Consider the following 10,319-nt stretch of genomic DNA (forward strand, 5'->3'; position numbering starts at 1 on the left):
GGTTGCGGGGCCCGGGGGGCCCCCACCCCCCCCGCCCCCCCGCCCCGCCCCCCCCCCCCCGCGGGGGGGGGCCCGGGCGCCCCCCCCCCCGTCCCCGTGCGCGAGCCTTCCCAAGCCTCGGACCGCCCCGCCCTCGCCGCGCATCTGGTCGGCAAGAGCCGATAGCGTTTAGCATTGTCGAACGCGGCAGCGTTAAGATGGTCCCCGCCGAGCTCGGCGCGACCCGTGCGCCGTCATCGGTTGCGGCCGGGTGGGATCCCGAAGGAACGGAGGCGCTCGGATGGCCAAGCACATCCAGTCGCTGGAGCGGGCGGCGGCCATGCTGCGGCTGCTCGCGGGCGGCGAGCGGCGCCTCGGCCTGTCCGACATCGCCTCCTCCCTCGGCCTCGCGAAGGCCACGGCCCACGGCATCCTCCGCACCCTCCAGCACGAGGGCTTCGTCGAGCAGGACCCCGGTTCGGGCCGCTACCAGCTCGGCGCCGAGCTGCTGCGCCTGGGCACCACCTACCTCGACGTGCACGAGCTGCGGGCCCGCGCCCTGGTGTGGACGGACGACCTCGCGCGCTCCTCGGGCGAGGCGGTCTACCTCGGTGTGCTGCACCAGCACGGCGTGCTCATCGTCCACCACGTGTTCCGCCCCGACGACAGCCGCCAGGTCCTCGAGGTGGGCGCGATGCAGCCGCTGCACTCGACCGCCCTCGGCAAGGTCCTCGCCGCGACCGACCCCGTGGCCCACGCCGAGCTGGTCGACGCCAAGCGCGAGCCGTTCACGGCCCGCACGGTCACCGAGCTCGACGAGATCGAGCGGGCGCTGGACCTGACCCGCGCCCAGGGCTACGCCACGGACAACGAGGAGACCTTCGAAGGAGTCGCCGCGGTGGCGGCCCCGATCTACGACCGGCGCCGCCTCGCGGTCGGTTCGGTCGGCATTACCGGTGCCGTCGAACGGGTCTGCCGGGACGGCGAACTGCGTCCGGAACTCGTCGCCGCCGTCCGCGACACGGCCCGCTCCGTCTCGCGCGACCTCGGAGCCAAGCCCTTCTAGCGTTTCGCCCGATTTCGCCACATTCCTGCACCTGTCGTGTGACCCTGGTATGCCTGTCTTGCAGGCGTTTCTGATGGTTGTCAATTGAGGATGTGATGGCGATCACATTCTACTTGACGCTTCGGTAAGGAAGGAGAACACTTTCGTACATCGGTCGGCATTGTCGAACGCTTAACGGTTTTCAGTGTGCGTTCCGCCTTCCGAGTCGAACAAGCCCTTCCAACGAGGTCAGAGCCCCCCGGCGAAGTCCTCGGACGCAGACAAAGGAGTCGGTGTGTCCAACGCAGACATCATCATCGGAGAAGTCCTCGGTACCGCCCTGCTGATCCTCCTCGGCGCGGGCGTGTGCGCCGCCGTCACCCTCAAGAAGTCCAAGGCCCAGAACGCGGGCTGGCTCGCCATCGCCTTCGGCTGGGGCTTCGCGGTCCTCACCGCCGCCTACGTCGCCGCGGGCGTCTCCGGCGCCCACCTGAACCCGGCCGTCACCCTCGGCCTGGCGATCCAGGGCGGCACCGAGTGGGCCGACGTCCCGCTCTACATCGCGTCCGAAATGGTGGGCGCGATGCTCGGCGCCTTCCTCGCCTGGGTCACCTACTACGGCCAGTTCAAGGTCCACATGGCCGACCTCGCCAACCAGCCCGGGGCCGTCGAAGGCCCCGACGACGCCAAGGCCGGACCGGTCCTCGGCATCTTCTCGACCGGGCCCGAGATCCGCAAATCCGTGCAGAACCTCCTCACCGAGATCATCGGCACCTTCGCGCTCGTCATCGCGATCCTCACCCAGGGGCTCAACGGCGAGGGCAACGGCCTCGGCACCCTCGGCGTGCTCATCACCGCGCTCGTCGTCGTCAGCATCGGCCTCTCCCTCGGCGGCCCCACCGGCTACGCCATCAACCCCGCCCGCGACCTCGGCCCGCGCATCGTGCACGCCCTCCTGCCCCTCAAGGGCAAGGGCCGCTCCGACTGGGGTTACGCGTGGATCCCCGTCGTCGGCCCGCTCGTCGGCGCGGCCGTCGCAGGCGGCCTCTACAACATTGCCCTCGCATAGCCATGCGGCCACAATCGAGGTATCCCTCGCCGACTCCCACCACGACAACGACGTTCTGGAGTGAACCATGACCGACACGCACACCGGCCCGTTCATCGCGGCCATCGACCAGGGCACCACGTCCTCACGGTGCATCATCTTCGACCGCGACGGCCGCATCGTCGCGGTCGACCAGAAGGAGCACGAGCAGATCTTCCCGAAACCGGGCTGGGTCGAGCACGACGCCGCCGAGATCTGGAAGAACGTGCAGGACGTCGTCTCCGGTGCCATGGTCAAGGCCGGCGCCTCGCGCGAGGACATCCTCTCCATCGGCATCACCAACCAGCGCGAGACCACCATGCTGTGGGACAAGCACACCGGCAAGCCCGTCCACAACGCCATCGTCTGGCAGGACACCCGCACCGACGTGCTCTGCAAGAAGCTCGGCGGCGATGTCGGCCAGGACCGCTGGCGCCGCGAGACCGGCCTCCCCCTCGCCGCCTACTTCGCAGGACCCAAGATCGCCTGGCTCCTCGACAACGTCGCGGGCCTGCGCGAACGCGCCGAAGCCGGCGACCTCCTCTTCGGCACCATGGACTCCTGGGTCATCTGGAACCTCACCGGCGGCGTCAACGGCGGCGTGCACGTCACCGACGTCACCAACGCCTCGCGCACCCTCCTCATGAACCTCGACGACCTCAAATGGAACGAGGAGATCGCCGCTGAAATGGGCGTGCCCATGCAGGTGCTCCCCGAGATCCGCTCCTCCTCCGAGGTCTACGGCACCGTCACCGGCGGCCCCCTCGGCGGCCTCCTCGCGGGCGTGCCCGTCGCCTCCGCGCTCGGCGACCAGCAGGCCGCCCTCTTCGGACAGACCTGCTTCAGCACCGGCGAGGCCAAGTCCACCTACGGGACCGGCACGTTCATGCTCATGAACACCGGCGAGAAGCTCATCCACTCCGAGTCGGGCCTGATCACCACCGTCGGCTACCGCATCGGCGACCAGGACCCGGTCTACGCCCTCGAGGGCTCGATCGCCGTCACCGGCGCGCTCGTCCAGTGGATGCGCGATCAGATGGGCCTCATCAAGACCGCGGCCGAGATCGAGACCCTCGCGATGTCCGTCGAGGACAACGGCGGCGCCTACTTCGTACCGGCGTTCTCCGGGCTCTTCGCGCCGTACTGGCGCTCCGACGCCCGCGGTGTCATCGCGGGCCTCACTCGGTACGTCACCAAGGCCCACATCGCCCGGGCCGTCCTGGAGGCCACCGCCTGGCAGACCCGCGAGATCAGCGACGCCATGATCAAGGACTCCGGCGTCGAACTGGTCGCGCTCAAGGTCGACGGCGGCATGACCTCCAACAACCTCCTCATGCAGTTCCTCGCCGATGTGCTCGACGCTCCCGTCGTGCGCCCCATGGTCGCCGAGACCACCTGCCTCGGCGCCGCCTACGCCGCGGGCCTCGCCGTCGGCTTCTGGGACAGCGTCGAGGACCTGCGCGTCAACTGGCGCCGCGCCGCCGAATGGACCCCCGGCATGGATGCCGAGGTCCGCGACCGGGAATACAAGAACTGGCTCAAGGCCGTCGAGCGGACCATGGGCTGGATCGATGATTAGACGCATCGACCTCAGCAGGACAGTCGAGTAGGAGCATCGCGATGACCACCTTGCAGCACGTCTCCGGCCCGGAGGCGAACCCGACCGGTCCCCTCCACTTCACGCAGCGGATGGGCCGAGCCGAAGCGCGCGAGCAGCTCTCGAACGCCACGTTCGACCTGCTCGTCATCGGCGGCGGCATCCTGGGCATCTCCACCGCCTGGCACGCCGCTCAGTCGGGGCTGCGGGTGGCCCTCGTGGACGCCGGCGACTTCGCCGGCGCCACCTCCTCGGCCTCCTCGAAGCTCCTCCACGGCGGCCTGCGCTACCTCCAGACCGGCGCGGTCAAACTCGTGGCGGAGAACCACTTCGAACGCCGCGCCGTCACCCGTCAGGTGGCGCCGCACCTGTCCCGCCCGCTCAAGTTCTACCTGCCCGTCTACAAAGGCGGCCCGCACGGCGCCGCGAAGCTCGGCGCGGGCGTCTTCGCCTACTCCGCGCTCTCCGGCTTCGACGACGGCGTCGGCCACCTGCTCAGCCCCGCCAAGGCCCGCGCGGCCGTGCCGGAACTGCGCGTCAAGAACCTCAAAGCCGTCGCGGTGTACGGCGACAGCCAGATGAACGACGCCCGCATGGCCCTCATGACCACCCGCGCGGCCTTCGAAGCGGGCGCCGCGGTGCTGAACTACGCCGAAGTCACCGGCCTCCGCTTCACTGACGGCCGCGTGTCGGGCGCCGACCTGCGCGACAAGGTCGACGGCACCGAGTTCGGCGTGAACGCCCACGTCGTCCTCAACGCCACCGGCCCCTGGGTCGACCACCTGCGCCGCATGGAGAACCCGGCGGCCGACCCGTCGATCCGGCTCTCCAAGGGCGCGCACCTGGTACTCAAGCGCACCGCCGACTGGGGCGCGGCGCTGGCGACGCCCGTGGACAAGTACCGCATCACGTTCGCGCTGCCGTGGGAGGACATGCTCCTGCTCGGCACCACCGACGAGATCTACGAAGGCGACCCGGGCCGGGTCGCGCCGACCAAGGCCGACTTCAAGCAGATCCTCGACGAGGCGAGCGTCTCGGTGCGCTCGGAGCAGCTGAACCCCGAGCTCATCACGTACGCGTTCGCCGGCCTGCGGGTCCTGCCGGGCGGTCCGGGCGCGACCTCGAAGGCCAAGCGGGAGACCGTGGTGACCGAGGGGCGCGGCGGGATGCTCTCGGTGGCGGGCGGCAAGTGGACCACGTTCCGCCATATCGGACGGACAGTGATGAAGAAGCTGGCGGCCCTGCCGGGCTACTCGCTGGGCTCGGAGATGGAGCCGGTGGCGAACCTCCCGCACCGCCTGCCGCTGCCGGGCATCGCGAACCCGCACGCGGTCGAGCACCGGCTGCTCTCGGACGGCGGCGCGCCGCTGCCGAACCTGGGCGAGGACACCGCGAAGCACCTTGCGACGCACTACGGTTCGCTCGCCTTCGACATCACCCGCCTGGCGGGGGAGCACCCGGAGCTGGCCGAGCGCGTCCACCCGGACGCGCCGGAGATCATGGCCCAGGTCGTCTACGCGCGCGACGTCGAGTGGGCGGAGACAGCGGAGGACGTCCTGCGCCGCCGCACCACCCTGATGATCCGCGGCCTCGACACGCCCGAGGTCCGCGCCAAGATCCAGAAACTGCTCGACCGGAAGTGACCGGCGGCCGCACCGGTTGACGGTCCGCAAGCTTCACCCAGCGGCCGGGAACGAGATCTGAGGGGTTCTCGTTCCCGGCCTTTCTCGCGCGGTCAGTCCCTGCCGGTGTCCGGGTGCATCGCGAGGAACAGCGAGTACGGCTTCGCGTCCGGGCCCGGCTCGATCGCTGCGATCTCGTTGAGCAGCTTTCCGAAGCGGTCCGTCAACTCGCGGTACTGCGCCTCGTTCAGACGCGGGCCGAGCCGCGCCGCGTAGACCTCGGCCGGGTCCGGCACCTGTGAGACCTCGGTCCGGAACGCCTCCAGCATCGCCTTGGTCATGTCCGAGTGGAACTCCTCGCCCAACTGCAGCGCCCACGACTTCCGCGTCGCCAGGTACGGGATCTCGCGCGCTCCACGCGCGCCCAACCGCTCCTCCTGCGCCGCGAGGAAACCGGTGTCGACGAGTTTGCGCACGTGATGCAGGACCGTGGCCGGGTTCGCCCCGAGCCGCTGCGCGATCTCCTTGTTCGTCAACGGGTGGTCCAGGCACAGCCGCAGGATGCGCAGCCGCACCGCCGAAGCCACGGCCTTCGCCTCGGCCTCGGTCGCCACCGGCCGGTCCTTCTTGAATCCCTCGGGTTCGCGCTGCTCTGCCACGAGATCATCCTAGCGGCCGCGACGTCCCCGGAGATCCAATCGATTGACTTTTCCCAATCAATTGGGAATACTCAATCGCATGATCTCCCTCGGCGATCCCCGCCCCGACGCGTCCGAACCGCGCGACCGCTTGGGCCTCCTGCGCGACCACGACTTCCGCGGCCTCTTCCTCTCCACTACCGTGGCCCAGTTCGGCTACCAGATCACCACGCTCGCACTGCCGCTCGCCGCGGTCATCGCGCTCGACGTCAGCGAGTTCGAAGTCGGGGTGCTCTCGTCGATGACGATGATGGCGTTCCTGCTCATCGGCCTCCCCGCCGGCGCGTGGGTCGACCGGATGCGCCGCCGCCGAGTCCTCATCGTCAGCGACCTCGTGCGCGCCGCCGTCCTATTGACCGTCCCGATCGCCTGGTGGGCGGACGTGCTCACCATCTGGCAGCTCTACGCCGTCGCGTTCACGATCAGCGTCTTCACCGTCTTCTTCGACGTCTCCTACCAGAGCTACCTGCCCCACCTCGTGGGCCGCGACAACCTGGTGGAAGGCAACGCGAAGCTCGAGGTCGTCCGCTCGACCGCGCAACTCGGCGGCCCGGTGCTCGCCGGGCAGCTCATCGGCTGGCTCACCGCGCCCCTGGCCCTCGCGTTCGACGCCGTCGCGCTGGGCGCCTCCGCGATCTTCCTCCTCCGCATCCGCCGCCGCGAGGCCAAACCCGAAGTCGCCCACGATGCTCGGATCGTCACGGAGATCAAGGAAGGCCTCGCCTTCGTCTTCAGCAACCGCATCCTGGCGTCCATCGTGGCCGCCACCAGCTGGTGGAATCTCTGGATGGGCGCCTATATGGCGATGGTCGTGGTGTTCCTGCCGCGCGACCTGGCCATGAGCCCCGGCGAAATCGGACTGCTCTTCGCGGTCTTCGGCGTGGGCGGCCTCATCGGCGCGTTCGTGACCGGGCCCGTGACGGCATGGTTCGGCGAAGGCCGCGCCATCTGGTTCTCGACCCTCGTGACCTCACCGGGCCTGCTGCTCCTCCCGGCCGCCGAACCCGGGTGGCGGGTCTGGGTCGCCGCACTCGGGCTCGGCGCGGTCGGCGTCGGTTCGGTCGTCTACAACGTCAACCAGGTGAGCTTCCGCCAGCGCCTCACTCCCGACCGGCTGCTCGGCCGCATGAACGCCACGGTCCGCTTCCTGGCCTGGGGCCTCAGCGCGATCGGCGCGCTCATCGGCGGCGTCCTCGGCGAACTGGTCGGGGCGCGGGCGACACTGTGGATCGGCGCGGCGGGCGTCTGCCTGGCGTTCCTGCCGGTCTTCTTCTCGCCCTTGCGGAACCTGCGCGACCTCCCGAGGCCGGAAGCCGAGCCCGAACCGGAACCGGCTCGAGCCGCCTGATCCCGGCCGCGATCAGGGACGGTGCGGCGGCACCTGGACGCCGTCGACCGGGTCGCCCTCGGCGAGCCGACGCGTCAGGGCGACATCGATGCTGGTCCGGCTGAACGACCCGTCGGCGGTACCGCCAGTGATCACAGCGAGGACCGCCAGGGGCAGCAGAATCGTGCGGATCAGCATCGCCCACGGGCCCTTCGCGCCGATCCGCCCGCCAGGCGAAGGCCCCGCGCCCATTCGCCGGCCGGGACGTAGCGCGCCTCGTCGGCGAACGCTTTGACTTTCCTTGCGGCCATGGGCACTTCACGTCCCTCGGGGCGGGGGCGGGCGAGACTCGGATGCTAGTTGGGCTCGGAGGCGACGACCACTTCGACGTTCCAAGTGCCGCCGCCGACGCCGACGGAGGTCATGGTGACCTCGTATTCGGCGCCGTCGGTGCGGGGATGCCCATGTCGGCGTGCAGGGTTCGGGGCCTCGGTCAGTTCTGCGCGTCGAACCCGGGGGAGTAGACGTAGCGTCCGCGCAGGTCTTCGCGCCAGTTGGCGAGGCGGCGGACCTGGAACGAGGGCGCCCAGTCCGGTTCCTGCGGCTCGATACCGTATCGAGAAGCCGGTTCGAAACCGAAGCGGCCGTAGTAGTCCGGATTGCCGAGCAGGATGATCATCGGTTCGTCCAGGGCGTCCGCCGCCGCGACGGCCGCGTGCATGAGGGCCGAGCCGATCCCCTTGCCGTGCAGCGCGGGGTCGACGCCGATCGGGCCTAGCCCGAGGATCCGCTCCCCGGCCAGGCGCCCGTATGAGCACACGACGTGCCCGACCGGCTTGCCGTCCGCCTCGGCCACCAGCGACAGCTGCGGCACCCAGTCCTCGCTGCCGCGCAGTGCGTCGACGATCGCCGCCTCCGTCCCGGAGGCGTAAGCGACCGTGGCGAAGGCGGCGTCGTGAAGGGCGTGGAGGAGAGGCGCGTCGCCCTCGGTCTCGCGTCGGATGAAAGTCACCGGCCGAGTATCACAGCCGGTCCCAACGCCTGCAACGGATTTACGCAGGTGAGGAGCGGCGCGCGACCTGGAGCTGGAGGACGCCCGCGGCGACCACGAGCACGGTGGTGGCGTAGTGGATGCCGAAGGCGGCGGCGGCGCTCCCTCCGTGGACGAGGATCAGCGTGCCGTCCGCGAGCGGGATGAGGGCCTCGCACAGCAGGACCCAGCCGAGCGCCCGGCGCTGGCCGAGGGCCAGCAGCACCAGCGGGATGACGCCCGAGACGATGTCGCGCATGCCCTTGACGCTGAGGATGTCGGCCTCGGCGCCGGTGGGCCAGACTGAGAAGCCGAAGCTGGGGGCCGTGAAGGCGGGAGCGAAGAGGTACGAGACGCCGACGTACATGATGCCGAGAGCGACGATGAAGGTCAGGACGTTTGCGATGATCCGGCGGGCCATGAGGCGCTCCTTAACGAGGGCAGGAAATCTAGCGTCGCTAGATTCAAGAGAAAGCTAGCACATCTCCGCTCGAACATCTAGCGCCGCTAGGGGATGTGCTCCGGGCCACCCGCTCGTCACGTTCCCCATCCGCGGCGGGTCAGTAGAGTGATGGCCCCGAGCGGAGGATGCGATGAACGACGGCGTCGATTTCGACCACGATGCGGTGCAACGCTTCGAGGAGCACCGCGACCACCTGCGGGCTGTCGCGTTCCGGATGCTCGGCAGCTCGGGCGAGGCGGACGACGCGGTGCAGGAAGCGTGGATGCGCTTCGCCCGCAACGACACCGCTGACGTCGAGAACCTGCGGGGCTGGCTCACCACCGTGGTCTCGCGGATCTGTCTGAACCTGCTGCGCTCGCGACGGACCCGACGTGAGGACGCCCTCGACGCCGACCTCCCGCTGGCCGCCGCCCCGAGCTCCGGCGGCGATCCCGAGTCCGACGCGGTCATGGCCGACTCGGTCGGCATGGCGCTCCAGGTCGTCATCGACGCGCTCGGTCCCGCCGAACGGGTGGCGTTCGTGCTGCACGACCTGTTCGGCGTGCCCTTCGACCGCATCGCCCCGGTCCTCGACCGAACCACCGAGGCGACGCGCCAGCTTGCCAGCCGCGCGAGAAGGCGCGTGCGCGAAGGCAGGGAGCGCGCTGAGGCGGATCGCGATGCGCGGCAGCAGAAGACGGTGGTCGACGCGTTCCTCGCCGCCGCCCGCGAGGGCCGTTTCGAGGACCTGCTCGCCGTGCTCGACCCGGGCATCATCGTGGTCGCCGACGAGGACGCCGTCGCGACCGGCTTCGCCGGACGCGAGGTCGTCGGCGCCGCCGCGGTCGCCGCGATCTTCAACGGCCAGGCCAAGGACGCGATCACTGTGCTGGTCGACGGCCTCGCGGGCGCGATGTGGGCCCCAGGCGGTCAAGCCCGCTCGGTGCTGGCCTTCACCGTGGTCCACGGCAAGATCGCCGCCATCGACATCATGAACGACCCGAAAACGATCGCGACCCTGGAACTGGCGGCCTTCGCGGACTGACCGCTGGACCGCTCGACGCCGGCCCGAGTCGACCAGGCAGCCCGAGCCGGGCCCGTCCCGTCCACTCCGGATCAGCGCGTGCAAGAGCTGCGCGAGGCGACCGAGCCGTCGCTGTACGTCTTCGGCGAACCCACGACCGGGCTGCATCTGCGCGACATCGACACGCTTGTGGCGGTGATCGACCAGCTGGTGGAGCGCGGGCACACCGTGGTCGTCATCGAGCGCACCTCGACGTGATCCGCCGCGCCGACTGGGTGGTCGACCTCGGCCCTGGCGCGGGCAGGCACGGCGGCCGCGTGCTCTACGAAGGACCCGTCGAGCGGCTCGACGGCACCGCCACCGCCCGGGCGCTCCGGGCCGACTGAGCCGGAAGGAGCCGTGGGGGGGGGGGGGGGGGGGGGGGGGGCGGGCGGGCGGGGGGGGGGGGCGGGAGAGTGGGGGGGTGGA

The 10,319-nt window shown here is 70.2% G+C and carries 12 protein-coding genes; 8 read left to right on the forward strand and 4 right to left on the reverse strand.

Features of this window, described 5'->3' with window-relative positions; genetic code table 11:
• Positions 1-280: 280 nt before the first annotated feature.
• From O1R50_RS08455 to O1R50_RS08470, 4 genes are all read left to right on the forward strand, one after another.
• The gene (locus O1R50_RS08455; protein ID WP_270109504.1) at positions 281-1,045 is read left to right on the forward strand and encodes an IclR family transcriptional regulator; all 765 of its coding nucleotides are present in this window, start codon (positions 281-283) and stop codon (positions 1,043-1,045) included.
• Between the two features lie 274 nt (positions 1,046-1,319).
• Entirely contained in the window at positions 1,320-2,093 is a 774-nt protein-coding gene (locus tag O1R50_RS08460; protein ID WP_270109506.1) for an MIP/aquaporin family protein, read from the forward strand.
• Between the two features lie 67 nt (positions 2,094-2,160).
• On the forward strand, positions 2,161-3,690 hold the full coding sequence (glpK, locus tag O1R50_RS08465; RefSeq protein ID WP_270109507.1) for a glycerol kinase GlpK: 1,530 nt from the start codon (positions 2,161-2,163) through the stop codon (positions 3,688-3,690).
• A 41-nt stretch (positions 3,691-3,731) separates the two neighbouring features.
• Positions 3,732-5,351, forward strand: coding sequence for a glycerol-3-phosphate dehydrogenase/oxidase (locus O1R50_RS08470; RefSeq protein ID WP_270109508.1), 1,620 nt, complete (start codon positions 3,732-3,734; stop codon positions 5,349-5,351).
• Positions 5,352-5,443: 92 nt separating this feature from the next.
• On the opposite strand, the gene O1R50_RS08475 is transcribed toward O1R50_RS08470, so the two are convergent.
• Positions 5,444-5,989, reverse strand: a complete 546-nt coding sequence (locus tag O1R50_RS08475) for an ArsR/SmtB family transcription factor (protein ID WP_270109509.1) — start codon at positions 5,987-5,989, stop codon at positions 5,444-5,446.
• A 79-nt stretch (positions 5,990-6,068) separates the two neighbouring features.
• On the opposite strand from O1R50_RS08475, the gene O1R50_RS08480 reads away from it, so the two are divergent.
• Positions 6,069-7,376: an MFS transporter gene (locus O1R50_RS08480; protein ID WP_270109510.1), complete on the forward strand. Its 1,308-nt coding sequence runs from the start codon at positions 6,069-6,071 to the stop codon at positions 7,374-7,376.
• A gap of 12 nt (positions 7,377-7,388) precedes the next feature.
• Here the strand turns inward: O1R50_RS08480 and O1R50_RS08485 are convergent, their stop codons facing one another.
• The 3 genes from O1R50_RS08485 to O1R50_RS08495 form a co-directional block, all read right to left on the reverse strand.
• Complete coding sequence (locus O1R50_RS08485) at positions 7,389-7,553, reverse strand: hypothetical protein (RefSeq protein ID WP_270109511.1); 165 nt, start codon at positions 7,551-7,553, stop codon at positions 7,389-7,391.
• Between the two features lie 295 nt (positions 7,554-7,848).
• Positions 7,849-8,367, reverse strand: a complete 519-nt coding sequence (locus O1R50_RS08490) for a GNAT family N-acetyltransferase (RefSeq protein WP_270109512.1) — start codon at positions 8,365-8,367, stop codon at positions 7,849-7,851.
• Positions 8,368-8,407: 40 nt separating this feature from the next.
• Positions 8,408-8,806, reverse strand: a complete 399-nt coding sequence (locus O1R50_RS08495; protein WP_270109513.1) for a DUF4267 domain-containing protein — start codon at positions 8,804-8,806, stop codon at positions 8,408-8,410.
• A 172-nt stretch (positions 8,807-8,978) separates the two neighbouring features.
• On the opposite strand from O1R50_RS08495, the gene O1R50_RS08500 reads away from it, so the two are divergent.
• The 3 genes from O1R50_RS08500 (at position 8,979) to O1R50_RS08510 (ending at position 10,237) form a co-directional block, all read left to right on the forward strand.
• Complete coding sequence (locus O1R50_RS08500) at positions 8,979-9,872, forward strand: sigma-70 family RNA polymerase sigma factor (protein WP_270109514.1); 894 nt, start codon at positions 8,979-8,981, stop codon at positions 9,870-9,872.
• Between the two features lie 78 nt (positions 9,873-9,950).
• On the forward strand, positions 9,951-10,109 hold the full coding sequence (locus O1R50_RS08505; RefSeq protein WP_270109515.1) for a hypothetical protein: 159 nt from the start codon (positions 9,951-9,953) through the stop codon (positions 10,107-10,109).
• Positions 10,106-10,237: a hypothetical protein gene (locus O1R50_RS08510; protein WP_270109516.1), complete on the forward strand. Its 132-nt coding sequence runs from the start codon at positions 10,106-10,108 to the stop codon at positions 10,235-10,237. The genes O1R50_RS08505 and O1R50_RS08510 overlap by 4 nt, the downstream gene beginning before the upstream one ends.
• The last annotated feature ends 82 nt before the right edge of the window (positions 10,238-10,319 follow it).

This window comes from Glycomyces luteolus, from assembly GCF_027622875.1.
In the GTDB taxonomy this organism is placed as follows: domain Bacteria; phylum Actinomycetota; class Actinomycetes; order Mycobacteriales; family Micromonosporaceae; genus Glycomyces; species Glycomyces luteolus.